This window comes from Nisaea sp. (genome assembly GCF_965216895.1).
In the GTDB taxonomy this organism is placed as follows: Bacteria; Pseudomonadota; Alphaproteobacteria; order Thalassobaculales; family Thalassobaculaceae; genus Nisaea.
This window is the reverse complement of record NZ_OZ244205.1, coordinates 264,409-281,742: the sequence shown is the minus strand read 5'-3', so window position 1 is coordinate 281,742 and position 17,334 is coordinate 264,409. Positions and strand designations below refer to the sequence as shown.

The window sequence follows — 17,334 nt, the reverse complement described above, 5'->3', positions numbered from 1 at the left end:
GCCCCGGTCCAGAGCGGAACCGCGACGTCTGTCCTGCGAACGGTAAAAGAAAGCAGTGGTGGCGAAGAGGCCGCTAGAGTGAGAGTTCCACGACCGGCCCGCCGGCAGCTTCCGCGTCTTCGGCATCGTGCGTCACAAGGATCGTCGCCAATCCCGCCTCGCGCAACCGCATGAAAGTGAAACTCCGGATTTCCCCGCGAAGGTGCCGATCGAGCTTCGAAAACGGCTCGTCCAGCAACGCCGCGCGCGGCTCGGAGAGCAACAGCCGGAGCAGCGCGACGCGGGAGGCCTGGCCGCCGGAGAGCGTGGCCGGATCCCGGTCGGCAAAGCCTTCGAGGCCGAAACGCGCCAGCGCCTCCGCCGCATGCGTGGCGCGACCGGACCGCCCGGAGGGCATGCCAAAGAGCAGATTGCCGCCGACACTCAGATGCGGAAACAGCATCGGGTCCTGGAACAAGAGCCCGACGTGACGTGCCTCAGGCGGCTTCGCTGTGATCTCGGCACCGTCGAGCAGGACCCGACCCGAGGCCGAGAAGGGTTGGGTCAGGAACCCCGCGACGAAGGACAGCAGCGTCGATTTTCCGACACCTGACGGGCCCATCACGGTGAGGACCGAGCCCGGCGCGACCTCCCGGTCGAGCGCCAGCAGCTCCCGGTCGCCGAGCGCGATCCGCACCCCTTGCAGGACCAGCCCCGAAGTCACTGCGCCGTCTCCAACATGCCGCGGCGGTTCCGCCAGATGAGCCGCGGCGCCGCGATCGCGAGGGCGAAACCGAGGATCGGGAGCACCGCCTGGGTCAGCGCCCAGGCCCCGATCAGGCGGCGGTCTCCGCCGGCGGCAAGCGCGATGGCTTCGGTCGTCACCGTATCGATCCGCCCGGCACCGAGCAGCCGGGTCACCAGGTACTGGCCGATACTGACAGCGAGACCGACCGCCAGGGCCGCGAAGATGGGTGTCAGCAGCATCGGCAGGGTGACCTTCCAGAACGTCGCGCCCTCACCCTTCCCGAGCGTCCGGGAAAGCCGGCCCCAGGCCGGGTCGAGACGGCGGTAGGATTCCGAGAGCGTCAGATAGACGTAGGGCAGCACGAAAACGATGTGCCCGGCCGCGACCAGCCCGCCGCCCGGCGGAAGATTTACCAGTTCCGCCAGCAGGACGAGCCCGAAAAGAAAGCCGATCTGCGGCACCAGGAGCGGAACATAGAACAGCAGTTCCAGCGCGCGCTCTGCCCGCCGGCCGCTCCGGCGCTCGTTCTCCAGCATGGCGATGACCAATGCGAGCGACAGTCCGGCAGCGACAACCGCGATCCAGATTGTGGCCCAGAGCGGACCGGATGCGGTCTCGCCCACTGTCTGCCAATGCGCCAGCGTCCAGCGACTCGGCCAGGGATCGGGAAAGCGCCAGACATGCGTGAAGGCACTGAGCGCGAGGGCAAAGATGCCGAGACCGGCACTGAGCAGCAGAACCGGGAAGAGAATCAGGCCGGTCAGCTTCAGACCGGTCTCGGCGAGAGATCGCCCGCCCGTCTCCAGCCAGCGGCGCCCAAGCCGGATGACCGCCCGCTCCGCAGCGATCCAGAGCGCGATGGCAAGCGCGGTGACGCCGAACTGCAGGACCGCGCCGGCGGCGGCGATCAGCCGGTGGTCGAGTTCCGGGTCGTTCGACCAGCGCAGCACCTGCACCGCAAGCGGCGGAGGCGAGACCGGCCCGAGGATCAAGGCGACGTCGATGTTCGCCGAGGAATAGGCGATCACCGCATAGACCGGCAGCCGCAGCAGCGGGTAGAGCGCGGGGACCACGGTCTTGAACCAGGCGGCGATCCGCCCGTAACCGAGCGCCCGCGCCATATGCATCCGTTCCACCGCGCGAATCTGCGCCAGCGGCGCCAGCGCGACGAGCAGCAGGAACGGCACTTCCTTCATCACCAGCCCCGCCATCAACGAGAGCCCGAGTTCGTCCTGAACGATGAGGAGGTCCGGCGGCCGTTGCCAGCCGGTCGCCCAGGGCGACAGCAACCGGGCGAGAAATCCGGATGGCGCGATCAGGAAAGCGAGCGCGAAGGCAGCCGCCGCGTGCGGCACGGCAAGCAAAGGCGCGATCGCCTTACGCAGCCAGGAAAAGGAACGGGTCTCGAAAAACACCGCAAGGAACAGCATCGCCAGCGCAAACGCGAGTCCCGCAGTGACGAGTCCCGAGGCGAGCGACAGAAGCACCGAGCCGCCGAGCCCCGGCGATGCCAGAAGATCCCGCCAGACCGCGAGTCCGAATCCGTGATGGCCAAGTGCCGGCAGAAAGCCGAGGGACGGAATCACGGCGCCAAGCGTCCCGGCGGCCACAGGCCCCGCGAGAATGACGGCGACGAGATAGGGAGCTGCTCTCAACATGAAACCGGCACGGCCGAGGTCAAAATCACCGTACTGCGTAGCGCCGGTTCCACTCCTTCTCAAGCGCGTCGGTCCAGCTCGGGTGCGGTTCCGCCAGCATGGTGCCGAGCCGCCCCGCCGGGATCGCCGCCGGACCAAGATCCATGGTGCGGAAGGCCTCGGCCTGTTCCGGGGTCAGTTCCTCCAGGTCGAGAACGGTCGCAGAGCCCCAATGTTCGGGGTCCTGCTTTCGCAACTGCGCTTCCGGAGAGAGAAGGAAATTCGCCAGAACCATCGCGCCTTCCCGGTGCGCCGCGTTGAATGGAATGGCAAGGAAACTGACATTGCCGATGGTTCCGGCATCGAAGACATAATTGCGCACGGTCGCCGGCAATTCCCCGCTCTCGATGCCCGCGGTCGCTTCGGACTGGCTGAAGGCGAAGGCGATGTCGATCTCGCCGTCGCTCATCAGGCGGCGCATCGCTCCGGCATTGGCCGGGAAGCTCCGGGCCCTGCGCCAAAGGTGCGGATGCAGGTCGTCGAGATAGTCCCAGAGCGGCGCCGTCACCGCCGGGAAATCGGCGTCTCCAACCGGCCCGTAGAGCGCGTCGGCCGACCCGGCGCGTTCCAGCAGAACCTGCTTCAGAAAGGTCGTGCCGAGGAACGAGGGCGGAAGCGGATAGGTAAAGCGTCCCGGGTTTGCCTTCGTCCATGCCAGCAGGGCGTCGCTGCTGCGCGGCGGCTCCGGAAGCAGCGCGGAGTCGCGGTAGAAAACAAGCCGCGCCCGCGCCCACGGCATTTCCAGCCCTTCGACCGGCACGCCGAAATCAAGCTCGAGATCGGGGCTGTTCGCCGGATCGGTCAGTTTGAAATTCGGCAAGCTCTCGATCCACGGACCGTACAGCAGCCCGTTGCGCTTCATCGCGGCGAAATTCTCGCCGTTGATCCAGATAAGATCGATCGCGCCGCCTTCACTGCGGCCCGCAGATTTTTCCGCCAGGACGCGCGCGACGGCCTCCGCCGTGTCCGTCAGCTTTACATGGACGACCTCGACACCATGGCGCGCGGATACCTGTTCGCCGGCCCAGCCGATATAGGCATTGATTCGGGGATCGCCGCCCCAGGCATTCCAGTAAACCGTCTGCCCTCTTGCACTGTTCAGGACGCGATTCCATTCCGCCGGAGGCGAGTCGGCCCGTGCCGGCAAAAGAACCGCAGCGACCACCAGAGCGAGCGCGAGGGAAGTCAGATGGCGCATCAAGAGCACGATTGAATCTCCGTTACATTGACCGCAAGGAATGCGGCGCGCACGCTAGTACAGCTTTCCGCCCACCCGAAATGACATCGCCGCGAGGGCGTCGCGGACAAGCCCCCGGCCAGGAGCTTCCCGCCATCGTAGTTTCGACACGCGGAATTCCATTCCGCAAATTGACCTGCTTGCGCCCGACATGGCATATTTCCCGGAACCCGCTCGTATCGAGAGGCGGGGCCGGGAGGCGAATCCCCGGCGCGGAAAAAGAGGAAACGACCAGACACAATGTCCCACGACAACGACATGACCGAGGATGGCAAGGACCGTCAGTTCGTCACCGCACTCGCGAGGGGCCTCGAGATCCTTCGCGCCTTCGAACCCGGCGACGGCGGCCTCGGGAACCAGGACCTCGCCGAGCGGACGGGACTTCCGAAACCGACGGTCTCACGCCTGACCCACACATTGCGCACACTCGGCTATCTCGCCTTTGACGAAAGCACCGGACTCTATCAGCTCGGTCCGAGCGTCCTCTCCCTCGGCTATTCGTTTCTCGCCAATCTCGACATTCGCGCGCGGGCCCGACCGCTGATGCAGGAAATGGCGAACGATGTCGACGCGGCGATATCGCTCGGCACGCGTGACCGTCTGACCATGCTCTATCTGGAGACCTGCCGTGGCGACGGAGCGTTGACTCTTCGCCTCGATGTCGGTTCCCGCATCCCGATCGCCGAAACCGCGATGGGCCGCGCCTTCCTCGCGGCGCTGCCCGAGGACGAGCGCGCCTATCTGATGGACCACATAAAGCGCAAGGATCCGGACCGGTTCCCGAAACTGAAGGACGGCATAGACCAGGCGGTCGAAGATGTCGCGACACGCGGGTTCACCCTCTCGCTTGCCGACTGGCACAAGGACGTGCACGCCGTCGGAGCTCCGGTGCTGCTTCCCGACCGCTCGGCGATCTTCGCGCTGAATTGCGGCGGCCCCCGCTTCATTCTCTCCAAGGAGCTCCTTGAGGAGGAACTGGGGCCGCGTCTCGTGCACCTTGCAGAGACCCTGACCATGGGCGGCCAGGGTTTCCATGTCGTCGCCGCCACTCCCTGAGACCTGACCGGGCTTCCGCCCTGCATCCGAACGGACCGAGAATGACCAGCACTTTCGAACGCAGCTTTCCCGAAGGCTCGTACCTGCACGCGATCGTCGACCGCAGGGCGGTGGACGCGCCCAACCGTATCCTGTTGAGCGACGACACCGTTTCGCTGGATGGCAAGGGATTGAAAGCGGCGGTGGATGGCGCCGAGCAGGCACTGCGCGATTATGGGGTCCGCGGCGGAGACCGTGTCCTTCTTGTGAACGAGAATTCAGTCGCCCTGCAGGTCCTGATCTTCGCGCTCTCACGGATCGGTGCCTGGACCGTCCTTGTCAACGCACGCCTGACCGACGCGGAGATCGGCAAGATCGCGGACCATTCCGGCGCACGGACCACTCTCTATACGACCGGAGTCTCGCCGGACGCATCGGGTCATGCCGACGCCACCGGCGCCGCGCCGTTCGATATCGGACCAATCGGAGATGTGAGGATCGCGCCGCTGAACGAAGACGCCGTGCCCGAACCGCTCGACAAAGACGGGACCGCTCAGGTCGCAGCGCTGATATATACCTCGGGCACGACCGGCCAACCGAAGGGCGTGATGCTGACCCACGATAATCTGCTCTTCATCGCAGAGGCTTCGGGCACGATCCGCAAGATCGGCCCCGACGACCTCGCCTATGGCGTATTGCCGACCTCGCACGTCTTCGGCCTCGCCTCGGTCTTCCTCGGCACCCTCGTACACGGGGGACATCTCAGGACGGTCTCGCGCTTCGCGCCGGCGGAAGCGGCGCGGGCGTTGGCCGAGGACGCGGTGACGATCTTCCAGGGGGTGCCGGCGATGTATGCCCACCTGCTCGAACTGTCCGCCAAGCGCGGCGCCCCGCTACCGGCTCCGAAACTGCGCTATCTTTCCGCCGGCGGGGCTCCGCTCGACCTCGCGATCAAGGCGCGGGTCGAAGAGATGTGGAACCAGCCGCTGCATAACGGCTACGGGCTGACCGAGACCTCGCCCACCGTGACAACAACCCGGATGGAGGCGCCGGCAACGGACGAGACCGTCGGCCCGGTGCTCCCGGGCATAGAATGCCGGATCGCCGATCAGGTCAGCGGACTGCCGCGCACCGGCGGAGAAGTCGGCGAGATCTGGGTCCGCGGCGCCAATGTGATGAAGGGCTATTACCGCGACCCGGAACAGACCGCGAAGGTCATGACGTCGGACGGCTGGTTCAAGACCGGGGATCTCGGCCGCATCGACGAGGACGGCAATCTCTATGTTGTCGGCCGCCTGAAGGAACTGATCATCCGCTCCGGCTTCAATGTCTATCCCGCCGAAGTCGAGGGCGCACTGGCGGCTCACCCCGATGTCGCGCTATCGGCCGTCGTCGGCCGAAGTTCGGGAGACAACGAGGAAGTGGTCGCCTTCGTGCAGCCAATTGCCGGCCGGAACATCGACAGAGACGCGCTGGAAAGCTACATGCGGGCCAACCTCGCCCCTTACAAATGCCCGAGTCATTACGTCTTTCTGGCAGCCCTGCCGGCCACGGCAACGGGCAAGATCCTGAAAGCGCAGCTGAAGCAAGAAGCCGAAAACCTTAAGACCGCCTGAGCCGTTCACGGCGCAGCAAACCGGCCCGCGCGGGCCCGCCATGCGAAATCAGGTCCTTGACTTCTCGAGCGTTAACCACCAATTTTAGGCGACTGCGGGGTGATCGCGCGGCGGTTTTCCGAGAGGTTGACCTTCTGTCACGCCGCAATTGGATGAAACTCCGTTATCTCCAGGTGCGCGTGGAAGACGGCTAAATACGAAGCCCTGTCTATGGTTTCCGGACCCGATAGCGCCCCGTTGTAATGGACTCAATGACTCTGTGACCAATCAGACTTTTTCAGAACTCGCCTTGTGCGAGCCCATCCTGCGTTCCCTGAAGGAAACAGGATACGAAACCCCGACCCCGATCCAGCAGCAATCCATTCCCCTGCTTCTCAAGCGCCGCGACCTGCTCGCGATCGCGCAGACGGGTACCGGGAAGACGGCCGCGTTCTCGCTGCCGATCCTCGATCACCTTGCGGAGGCGGACAAGGCCGGACGCCGCAAGCCCGCGCCGAAATCGGTACGGGCCCTGATCCTCGCGCCGACCCGCGAACTCGCGGTTCAGATCGGCGAGAATATCGCGACTTATACCCGGCACTTGCGGATGAAGCAGGTCGTCATTGTCGGCGGCGTCTCCTTCGGCCCGCAGCGCTCGGCACTTGCCCGCGGCACCGACATCCTGATCGCAACCCCCGGCCGCCTGCTCGATCTCGTTCAGCAGAATTGCGTCCTCCTCGACGGCGTGACGCATCTGGTGCTCGACGAGGCCGACCGGATGCTCGACATGGGCTTTATCCATGACGTGCGCAAGATCGCCAAGCTGGTCCCCTCGGACCGGCAGAGCCTGCTCTTCTCGGCGACCATGCCGCCGAAGGTCGAGCAGCTGGCCCAGTTTCTCCTGAACGACCCTGCCCGTGTGGAAGTGACGCCGGAGCGGCTGACGGTGGAGCGCATCCACCAGACCGTTCATCACGTCGAGGCCGCTTCGAACAAGAAGAGCGTGCTTCTCAAGGTGATGAGCAACCCCGACTACAACAAGGTGATCATCTTCACCCGGACCAAGCACAAGGCGGACCGTATCTCCAAAATGCTGACCGCAGAAGGCATCGAATCCGAAGCCCTGCACGGCAACAAGACCCAGAGTGCCCGTCAAAAGGCCCTGAAACGGTTCAAGCAGGGCGCCGTCCGTGCCTTGGTGGCGACCGATATCGCCGCCCGCGGCATCGATGTCAGTGACGTGACCCATGTGATCAATTTCGAACTGCCGAACGAACCTGAGAGCTATGTGCACCGGATCGGTCGTACGGCACGCGCCGGCACCGACGGTTCCGCGCTTTCGCTCTGCGATCCGGACGAATTCGCCTATCTGCTCGATATCGAGCGCCTGACCGGCCAGCGTATCGAAGTGGTTGGCGGAACGGCACCGGAACGGCGTCCTGCGAACGACGGCGGCCAGCGTCCCAACGGCTCTCGCAAGAACCGCGGACGCCGGCGCAGCGGATCGCCCTCCGGCCAGAAGTCGGACGGACGTCAGCACAAGTCCGGCGACCGGCCCAGGAAACAGCAGAATCACGGAAAGCCGAACGGCGGCGGTGAAGCGCCCCTCCGCCGCAAGGCCAACAAGCGTCGTGAGGCCGCATAGCCGCGCGAACGGGTCACGGCCGATCCGGGCGACCGGGCCGGCTAGGGTCATGGCATTGAATTGATAAGGAGACGAAAATGCCGACAGGAACAGTTAAGTGGTTCAACACCACCAAAGGCTATGGCTTCATCAAGCCGGACGATGGCGGATCCGACGTGTTCGTGCACATCACCGCGCTGCAAACCGCTGGCCTGACCGACCTGCCGGACGGCACCAAGATCAGCTACGAGCTGGAAGAAGATTCCCGTCGTGGCCGCTCTTTCGCCGCAGACCTGAAAGTCGACTGACAGATTTTCCGTTCCGGACCTCCTCGAGGGGGTCCGGAACACCTCCTCCCGCGTCCCGACGCCTCTTCCTAGATCCCCGTCCGCTCCAGCAGAGACAGCCAGTTCTCCGCAGCGATCTTGCGGATCAGTTCCTCACCATATCCGGCCAGCCGATACCGATCGATGAGATGCGGCAGCCCCGCGACGTCGCCGATCGCATCCGGCACCGTGCAGCCGTCGAAATCCGACCCGAGCGCCACGCCGTCCTCGCCTAGCTTCTCCAGGAGGTAATCGGTATGGGCGACGACCTGGTCGAGGTCTGTCGCCGAGTTCTGCTGCCCGTCGGGGCGCAGGAACCCGACATGGAAATTCACCCCGACCAGTCCCCCGCTGGCCCGGATCGCCTCGAGCTGCCGGTCGGTCAGATTGCGCGGTGACGGACAGATCGCATGCACGTTGGAATGCGAGGCGACCAGCGGCTTGGTGGAAAGTCGCGCGACATCCCAGAAGCCCTTCTCCGTGATGTGCGAGAGATCGACCATGATTCCCATGGTATTGCAGGCACGGATCAGATCGCGTCCCGCCTCTGTCAGACCGCTGCCGGTATCGGGAGAGGACGGGAAACTCATCGGCACGCCGTCACCGAATTCGTTCTTCCGGCTCCAGACCGGACCGAGGGAACGCAATCCCGCCTGGTACAGCCCGTGCAGGTTGGAAAGATCGGTTTTCAGGCATTCGACGCCCTCGACATGCAGGAGAATCGCGAGCTTGCCGTCGGACATCGCGAGGCGCGCTTCTGCGACGGACCGGGCGATCACCACGTCGCCGCCGGACAAGACCTCCACCGACCTCGCCATCTCGATCATGCGCTGGGTGAAAGGCTCGGCGACATGCCTCGAGACCGGAGCGAAATTCGCCGGATCGCGCGGCGAGAGCTCGAGTTCCTCTCCCTCTGACATCCGCGACGGGGTGAACATCGCGAACAAGCCACCGCAGAAGCCGCCGCGGCGTGCACGCGGCAGATCGATGTGACCTGTCTTGCCCTCGTCGAAGAAACTTCGCGCGTCGCGACCCGCTCTTCCGAGAGCAAGGCGGAGCAGCGTGTCGTTGTGGCCATCGAAAACGGGAATGAGAGCATCGGTCATTGCGGGTCCAGTAGAACTTGGCTGTGTGTCTTGTTGCGGCCGGGAACAGGCGGTGAGAATTGAGGCGGCATATTCGCGCCGACCCCGGCGATTTTCCAGTTTGATTTCCCCGCCGGCGCCCGGAGAGACCGAGTACTTCGATGGAAATTACCCTGAAACCGGAAGCAAGCGACATCAGAAAGTCACGCAAGAGCAATCGCTTCGTTACGAGACTCACCTAGAAGATCGATGCGGCGCGGAGCTCGCGGCGGATGGCATCGGAGGCGCAGGGAGCACCAGCACAAGCGATGCCTTTCGCCGCAACAAGGGCGGGCCCAACGAACCCGCCCCCCGCCGCACCAAATCCGGGCGACTCAGCCGAGCGCCATCTCGCGGCGCCGATTCATCCGGGCATAGAACAGGACCGGCGCTGCGAGCAGAGCTCCGATCATGCCCATCTGCAGATGCGAGACGCCGGGGATCACATCGCCAGGCGCTGCGAAGAAAAGCCCGCCAAGGAGCAGCAGCACCTTGGCGCCGATGGCAATCGGCCCGGTGCCAAGCCGGCCAAACCCGGCGACATATCCCTGCAGCGCGCTACCGAGCAGATAGACGCCGAGCACCGCGGTCGCGAACACCACCAGCACCTCGGTCCAGTTGCCCTCTCCGATCAGCGCCGGATTAAGCACGAAGAAGAACGGCACGAAGTAGATGATGCTGCCGAGACGCATGGCCTCGATCCCCGCCGAGAGCGCATTGGTACGCGCCATCGTGGCCGCCGCGAAGGCTCCGAGGGCAACCGGAGGCGTGATGTAGGAGACCATGCCCCAGTAGAGGATGAACAGGTGCACAGCGAGTTCGTTCAGGCCCGCCTTCACCAGTGCCGGCGCGAGCACCACAGCGAGGAAGATGTAGCAGGCGGTCACCGTCATCCCCATGCCGAAGATGAAGCTCGTGATCGCTCCCATGATCAGCAGCATGAACACCGAACCGCCGGCAAGGAAGATCAGGTCGTTCACCAGCGTGCCGGCGAGGCCGGTCGCCGAGAAGGCACCGACGATCAGGCCGATCCCGAGCAGCACGGCGACCAGTTCCGTCAGGCCGCGGCCGATGCTGTAGATCAGGTTGAAGAACCCCTTCAGGTCGAAGCGGTGCTTCTTCGAGGCCTGGTTGATCACCAGAAGCAGGGCGGTGGCGAAGAACGGCGCCCAGGTCTCCTGACGCAGGAACATCATCAGGAAGATCAGCAGCGCGAAGACGAAGAGATAGTACCAGCCCTCCTTCATGGTCTCCCAGACCGAGGGCAATTGCTCGCGCGGAATTCCCTTCAGGTCATGCCGCGCGGCATAGGCGTCGATCTGCACGAAGAGACCGAAATAGTAGAGGATGGACGGCACCGCCGCAGCCGCCGCGATCTCGAGATACGGCCGGCCGAGGAAGGAGGCCATGACGAAGGCCGTGGTGCCCATGACGGGCGGCATCAGCACGCCGCCCGTGGAGGCGCAGGCCTCGGTTCCCGCCGCGTAGCGCGCCGGGAAACCCGTCTTCTTCATCGCCGGTATCGAGATCGCACCGGTCGTCAGCACGTTCGAGATCACGCTGCCGGAAAGCGAGCCCATGAAGCCGGAGGCGAAGATCGCGACCTTGGCCGCGCCGCCGCGCAGGCCGCCGACGAGCGCCAGCGCCAGGTTGTTGAAGAAGGCGCCACCGCCCGTGTATTGCAGCGCGGCACCGAAGATGATGAAGCCGATCACCAGATTGCCGAAGGCGCGCATCGGAATGCCGAACGAACTCTCGGACGAAATGATGTGATACGGGATCACGTCGAGGAACGGCTGCGCAAATCCCGAGATCGGCCCGGGCAGCACGTCGGCGAAGGTCGGATAGAGCGAGAAGACGAAGACGATCAGGAAGATCACGAAGCCGCCTGCCCGGCGGGTCGCTTCCAGGATCAGCAGCCAGAACAGGATGGACACCCAGCGCGCCGTTTCCGGCGGCGCGTATTCCCATCCCTCTTCCAGACTGAGATCGGCCGTGTAGGCGAAATAGCCGGACACCGCGGCGCCGAGTGCCGCCAGAATCCAGTCATACCAGGCGACGGAGGCGCCCGGCGCCCCCTTCAGCGGAAAGGAGAGAAAGGTCAGGGACAGGAACAGTCCGGCCAGCAGGAAGAGATAGCGTCCTTCGAGGATGACGACTCCGGCGAAGAACTGGAGATTGAAGAGCTGATTGACGGACAGTATGACCGCCGCCGCCGTGAACAGGACAAAAATCCATTTGGCGATGCCGCCAAGCGGACGGGTTCGCAGTTTTTCACCGGCCTCGATGTCTTGATCGCCGCTGCCGGACGACGGGGAAACTTGCTCACTCATCGGAGCGCCTCAACCTGGAAATCTTGCTGACGGGAATCGGCAAGGGACGGCGCACACGCGCCGTCCCGCCGTCGAAAGATCGAACGCGACTCAGAAGACCGCGTTGAAGCCCTTGGCTTTCAGAGCGGCGTGACGCGCCGACCGCCATTCGGCGTCCCAGGCATCGTCCGACGCACCCTTGGCAACGAAGTCCTTCCACGCCGCCGCGAGCACTTCCTGCCGTTCGATCAGCTTGTCGTTATGGGCCTGCTCTTCGGCGCCCCACTTGCCGATTTCCTTGTAGTAGCGAACCGCACCCGCATGATAGGGCACGACCCATTTCAGGTTCTGCTTTTCGAGCGCCCAGCCGTTGATGCCCGGCGCCTTGCCCGCGTAATCGTCGAACAGTTCAACCATCGCCTTGGTCATGTTGTAGACCAGGTCTTCCTCCTGATCGGGGTAGGCGACCAGGACCGGATAGGGATAGGCCGCGGTCGGAACCGGCGACTCTTTCTTGATGGTCGCGCCGACGCTCGCCATCGTCGGCTGGAAGAACGGCGCGATGCTGGACATACGCTCCAGGCCTTCCTTGTTCCCGGCATCGATCGGCGGCCAGAGCAAGCCGCGCGGGCTGGCCTCCATCTCATAGGCCTTGCCGGAGCTGGTCGAGGCGAAAGCCGCGTCCACCTGCCCGTTGACCATGCCGGCCCAGGAGGCGCCAAAGCCGCCGAACTCGACCTTCTCGACATCGTCCCAGGTCAGTCCGCCATAGGCGAGATAAGCCCCGGTGTTGACGTTGAGCGACGGCGATCCCTTAACCCAGGCTACGCGCTTGCCCTTGAGGTCGCTGTATTCCTTGACCCCGACATCGCCGGCGACGCCGACGGCAAGACCGATCGCACCGTTATTCATCATCAGCGTGCGGATCTTCTGCGGCCCCCAGCGCTTGGCGCCGAAGTCGAACGCACCTTCCTGCGCCATGAAGCTGGCGCCGACGCCGGTCGCCGAGAAATGCACCTTGCCCTGTCGGAGCGGTTCGGTCCGCGAGACGTCGTTCTTGCCCGGCAGGACCCGGAGATTGACGCCAAGCTTCGATTTCAGTGCGCCACCGATCGCGACCGACTGGTTGTATCCGGCCGTACCGGTACCGTAAGCGGTCCAGGCAAGCTGGCTCGGAAGTTTGGCGTCCGCGAAGGCAGTCCCGCCAAGAGCGACCGTAAGGACCGCTCCGGCAAGCGCGGCATGCCGGATAGAATGAATAGAAATGCCCATGAATTTCCTCCTCTAGGCTCCCTGACGACCCGGTTTCGCATGAAGAATGCGGCCCGGACCCCTTGCAAAGTGCTGTTTATGGTGATGCGGCACTTTTGCGAAATTGCGTTTCGCAAACACCATATCGGCTAATGGCAAGCGGTCAAGATGTTGCGCGCACCGGACGCTGACGAAGCGGAACGAAACTCTTCGGGCGGGCGAATGGACAACAGCCGGAAGCGCTTCCGCAATCCGGCCGACCGGCATAGAATCACAAATAAGGAAACTGGGGAGGACGATACGTGAGCGATGATTCCATCTACCCACCCAGGATAATTGTCCGTGCTGCCACCATTGGCGACGTCCGAAATGCATTGGCCGCGGGATGGCGGGATTTTCGCACCGCGCCCGCATTCGGTCTCTTTTTCGGCAGTTTCTTTGCCTTCGGCGGCTTGTCGATTCTGGCCATGGCCTGGGCCCTCGACCTCTCCTATCTGGCCTATCCGACCGCCGTCGGATTTTCCCTCATCGGTCCATTTGCCGCCGTTGGCCTCTATGAAGTCAGCAGGCGCCTCTCATCGGGACAACCTCTTGCCTGGAAAGACATTCTTGGAGTGATCGTGGCGCAGCGCCGGCGCGAACTTGGCTGGATGGCTTTCGTGACCATGTTCATGCTGATCATGTGGATGTATCAAGTCCGGGTCCTGCTGGCGATTTTTCTCGGCTTCCAGTCGTTCACCAGTTTCGCGGGTTTCCTTGAAGTGATCCTGACGACCACCGACGGCCTCTTGTTTCTCGGCCTCGGCCATGTCTTCGGCGCGGTCCTTGCGCTGATCCTGTTTTCCGCCACCGCGATCTCGTTCCCGCTTCTGCTGGATCAGGAACACGATTTCATCACCGCCATGATCACCAGCTTCAAGACGGTCACCATGAGCCCCGCGGTGATGGTGGGCTGGGCCGCAGTGATCGGCGTCACTCTATACCTGTCGATGATCCCGCTGTTTCTCGGCCTGATCGTCGCCCTGCCGGTGCTCGGCCACGCGACCTGGCACCTCTACAGGAGCCTGATCTCGTTCGAGAGCTAGCCGTCCGCGGACGCAAGATACGAGTCGATAAACCGGATTTCCTCATCGATCAGCTTCAACAGCCGCTCCAGCTCGTCGGAATTTGCTTGCGAGACCGCGGTCGCTTCCTTGAAATCACTTTCAACCTTCAGAGCCTGTTCGTAGACGTCGTTCAGCCGCAGATTGCCGGAGACCCCCTTTATTTGGTGCGCATAGCGGTACACCGCCTCGAGATCTCCATCCGAAATGTGCCCCTCGAAGACCGAGCGCGCCCCGGAAAAGTTCTCGCGGAACTGTTTCAGGAAGCGACCGACCATCGACGCATCGCCGATCATTTTCGCGATCGGTTCATATCTTTGCGAAAGCTCGTTCGGAGACATCGTAGCTACCTCTGTCGTCTCACCGCCCCCGGCAGGGCCGGACCCGGTTGAGTGCTTCGTCGGGGCCTCGCCCTCTTCCACTCGATGGTGCACAAGATTGCCCTCCATGGTGCACCACCGGATCAGCGCATTGAACAGTTTTTTGTTGTCCACCGGCTTGGCGACGTGATCCTGCATGCCGGCGGCAAAACATTTTTCCTTCTCGTCCGTCAGTGCGTTGGCGGTCATGGCAATGATCGGCAAAGCATCATAGGCGGGATCGCTGCGAATGATTTCCGTCGCCGCATAGCCACCGAGTACCGGCATCTGGATATCCATCAGGACGGCATCGAACGCGTCGGAGCCGCCTGACTTGAGAAGCGCGACTGCGACCTCCCCGTTCTCGGCCTCGGTCACAATGATTCCGGCTTTGCCAAGAACGACCGACGCTATCTCGCGGTTGATTTCGTTGTCTTCCACCAGCAGAACCCTGAGACCCTTGAGAACCGCGACATCCTCGATCTCATCTCTCGACCGCCTCTTCCCGATCTCGGAGTTGTTCAGAGCGGCGCACACACCGTCATGCAATGTCGAGGAACTGATCGGTTTCGCCAGCACCCCCTTGGCTCCGGCGGCAAGCGCACCCTCTCGCAAGGTTTCGTCGACCTGCGCCGAGACCAGCAGAACCCGGGGAGCCGGTTGACCCGCTGCCTCGGCAGTCCTGATGATCTGCGTGCACGCCTGGAGACCGTCGGCTTCCGGCATCAACCAATCGAGAAGCGCGATATCGAATGGCCCCTCCCGCTCTGCGGTCTGCACGGCCTCGCGGCCATTGGCGACGACGACACTCTCGATCCCCATGCCGGCGAGCAATTCGCGCATCAATTCGCGGGCCGTCACGTTGTCATCGGCAATCAGGGCCCTGCCCCGAATCTCTCTCGGGCCGCACTGCAGAGCGGTCGTCGGCGTGACTCCCAACTCGAGCGACAGGCGGAAATTGAACGCGCTGCCTTCGCCGGGCGTGCTCTCGACCCAGATCTCTCCGCCCAGCAATTCGGCGAGAGATGCGGATATCGACAACCCGAGCCCGGTACCGCCGAACTGGCGCGTCGTGGACGCATCGGCCTGGGTGAACGAGGCGAAGACTTTCGCTGCCTGCTCCTCGGTCATTCCGATTCCGGTATCGCGCACCTCGAAACGCAGCGTTGCGCGACCGCTCTCGATCCGTTCGCTCCAGACCGACAGCGACACCTCCCCCTCGTCGGTGAACTTGACCGCATTGCTGAGGAAATTGAGAATGATCTGGCAAATGCGAAACGGATCGCTCTTCAAGCTCGTCGGCGTGTTCGGATCGACATGCGTCTTGAAGGAAAGTCCCTTTTCGGCGGCCCGGAGGGACACGATGTCGCTGATCCTCCCGATCTCGTCCTCGAGGTTGAAATCGACAATCTCGATTTGCATCTCGCCGGCTTCGATCTTGGAAAAGTCGAGAATGTCGTTGATGATTGCCAGCAGACTTCCGGACGACGCCTGTATCTTGTTCATGTAGTCGCGCTGCACGCGGTCGAGCCTGGTGTCGGCAAGCAACTGGCTCAGCCCGATGATTCCGTTCAGCGGCGTGCGGATTTCATGGCTCATATTGGCAAGGAACATCGACTTGGCGGAGTTGGCCACATCGGCTGCCGCAAGCGCCTTCTGCAGCTCCGCTTCCTGGTTCTTCAACTCGGAAATATCAACCCGCAACCCGACGCGCCCGCCATCGCTGGTCGAACTCTCGATCGCCCGCGCCCACCCACCGTTGAACGGGCGATCGAAACGCACGACGTCCTTCGAGCGATGCAGCGCGATCCGCTTCCGGACCCATTCCTCCTCGCCACCTTCAGGAATCTCGAACAGCCCCGAAGAGGCCGCGGCCCGGACGCTTTCCTCGTAGGGCAGGCCGACCCTTGCCTCGACGCCGAACGTGCGGAGGAACTTCGCGTAACGGGAATTGTAGAAAAGCAGACGGTCATCGGCGTCGAAGTAGCAGAACCCGTCCGGAAGCGCCTCGATCGCGTCGTTCAGCCGCTGGTGGATCTCCTCCGCACGGCGTTCGGCTTGCTTGATCCGGGTGATTTCCAACCCGAACCAGGCAACGGCCCCGCTGGGAAGACGCTGCTCATGAACCATGAGATGCCGGCCGCCCTGGATTTCGACGTCCCGGATCATTTGCATGCCGCGATGTTGCGACGTGCGCTCTTCGATCCATTCCTTTTCACGGCCGACGGCCGCGAGGGCGTGTCCGCTGTAGGCGAGCGCGTGCAGGATTTCATCGAAGGTCGTACCGGGAACGAGGAGGTTCTCGATATTCCGGTTCAGTTCGATATACGCCTCATTGCAGACAACAAGCTTGTCGTCCGGCCCCCAGAGGACGAACGGTTCGGTGATCTGCTGCACCGCCTCACGCAGGAGACGTGCTTCCCGGCGGGCCATCACCTCGCCGGTTATGTTCGACGCGAACCCGCGGTAGCCGGCGAAGGAACCATCGGCATCGAACCTTGGTTTTCCGCTCGTCCGCACCCACAGTTCTCCATGGTCGGTCTGTCGACGGTAGGTGAAACTATCAAAGGGTTTGCGGGCTTCGATCAAATCGAGGTGGGCCTGCCAGACGTTCGGCGCCACGTTCCGTCCGCCGATTTCTGAACGTAGCTTTCCATAGTGCCATTCAGGTGGAACGCCGGCGAGTTTTTCCACCGACCGCGACATGTAGGTAAAGCGGTGCTCTGCGTCGGTTTCCCAGAACCAGCCATCGGTGATGTCCGCGAATGCTTCGAGAGCCTCGTAGTTGCTCATCGCACTTAGCATTGATGACGAAGCATGATTGTTCGGGTTCATTTCACAAACTGAGTTGCGGAAAGATCTCTGCCAGTCCCGAAGGATAGACGTCATAGTCTTAGCGGCAGGTTAATTCGGTCAGAGATCGGTCCGAAATCGGCTATTGTTT

At 63.2% G+C, this 17,334-nt stretch carries 12 protein-coding genes; 5 read left to right on the top strand and 7 right to left on the bottom strand.

Features of this window, described 5'->3' with window-relative positions; all coding sequences use genetic code 11:
• Positions 1–73 precede the first annotated feature (73 nt).
• Genes ACOOE1_RS01255 through ACOOE1_RS01245 form a run of 3 tightly spaced genes read right to left on the bottom strand, consistent with a single transcriptional unit; the run spans position 74 to position 3,622 of the window.
• On the bottom strand, positions 74–703 hold the full coding sequence (locus tag ACOOE1_RS01255; RefSeq protein WP_420404528.1) for an ATP-binding cassette domain-containing protein: 630 nt from the start codon (positions 701–703) through the stop codon (positions 74–76).
• Entirely contained in the window at positions 700–2,385 is a 1,686-nt protein-coding gene (locus ACOOE1_RS01250; protein WP_420404527.1) for an ABC transporter permease, read from the bottom strand. Before ACOOE1_RS01250 ends, ACOOE1_RS01255 begins: the two co-directional genes overlap by 4 nt.
• A gap of 25 nt (positions 2,386–2,410) precedes the next feature.
• Positions 2,411–3,622, bottom strand: coding sequence for an ABC transporter substrate-binding protein (locus ACOOE1_RS01245; protein ID WP_420406393.1), 1,212 nt, complete (start codon positions 3,620–3,622; stop codon positions 2,411–2,413).
• A gap of 279 nt (positions 3,623–3,901) precedes the next feature.
• On the opposite strand from ACOOE1_RS01245, the gene ACOOE1_RS01240 reads away from it, so the two are divergent.
• The 4 genes from ACOOE1_RS01240 (at position 3,902) to ACOOE1_RS01225 (ending at position 8,223) form a co-directional block, all read left to right on the top strand.
• Positions 3,902–4,717: an IclR family transcriptional regulator gene (locus ACOOE1_RS01240; RefSeq protein ID WP_420404526.1), complete on the top strand. Its 816-nt coding sequence runs from the start codon at positions 3,902–3,904 to the stop codon at positions 4,715–4,717.
• 41 nt (positions 4,718–4,758) lie between these two features.
• Positions 4,759–6,312, top strand: coding sequence for a class I adenylate-forming enzyme family protein (locus tag ACOOE1_RS01235; protein WP_420404525.1), 1,554 nt, complete (start codon positions 4,759–4,761; stop codon positions 6,310–6,312).
• 259 nt (positions 6,313–6,571) lie between these two features.
• A complete protein-coding gene (locus ACOOE1_RS01230) occupies positions 6,572–7,936 on the top strand; it encodes a DEAD/DEAH box helicase (RefSeq protein ID WP_420404524.1) in 1,365 nt (454 codons plus the stop codon).
• Positions 7,937–8,013: 77 nt separating this feature from the next.
• The gene (locus tag ACOOE1_RS01225) at positions 8,014–8,223 is read left to right on the top strand and encodes a cold-shock protein (protein WP_420404523.1); all 210 of its coding nucleotides are present in this window, start codon (positions 8,014–8,016) and stop codon (positions 8,221–8,223) included.
• Positions 8,224–8,291: 68 nt separating this feature from the next.
• On the opposite strand, the gene ACOOE1_RS01220 is transcribed toward ACOOE1_RS01225, so the two are convergent.
• The 3 genes from ACOOE1_RS01220 to ACOOE1_RS01210 form a co-directional block, all read right to left on the bottom strand.
• Positions 8,292–9,347 (bottom strand): dipeptidase, encoded by a 1,056-nt coding sequence (locus ACOOE1_RS01220; protein ID WP_420404522.1) that lies wholly within the window; start codon positions 9,345–9,347, stop codon positions 8,292–8,294.
• 353 nt (positions 9,348–9,700) lie between these two features.
• Positions 9,701–11,698, bottom strand: coding sequence for a TRAP transporter permease (locus ACOOE1_RS01215; RefSeq protein ID WP_420404521.1), 1,998 nt, complete (start codon positions 11,696–11,698; stop codon positions 9,701–9,703).
• A gap of 90 nt (positions 11,699–11,788) precedes the next feature.
• Positions 11,789–12,949, bottom strand: coding sequence for a TAXI family TRAP transporter solute-binding subunit (locus ACOOE1_RS01210; protein ID WP_420404520.1), 1,161 nt, complete (start codon positions 12,947–12,949; stop codon positions 11,789–11,791).
• A 281-nt stretch (positions 12,950–13,230) separates the two neighbouring features.
• Here ACOOE1_RS01210 and ACOOE1_RS01205 point away from each other — a divergent pair, with 281 nt between their 5' ends.
• Positions 13,231–14,013, top strand: coding sequence for a DUF2189 domain-containing protein (locus ACOOE1_RS01205; RefSeq protein ID WP_420404519.1), 783 nt, complete (start codon positions 13,231–13,233; stop codon positions 14,011–14,013).
• On the opposite strand, the gene ACOOE1_RS01200 is transcribed toward ACOOE1_RS01205, so the two are convergent.
• Positions 14,010–17,183: a response regulator gene (locus ACOOE1_RS01200; protein WP_420404518.1), complete on the bottom strand. Its 3,174-nt coding sequence runs from the start codon at positions 17,181–17,183 to the stop codon at positions 14,010–14,012. The two genes, ACOOE1_RS01205 and ACOOE1_RS01200, sit on opposite strands and share 4 nt — an antisense overlap.
• Positions 17,184–17,334 lie beyond the last annotated feature (151 nt).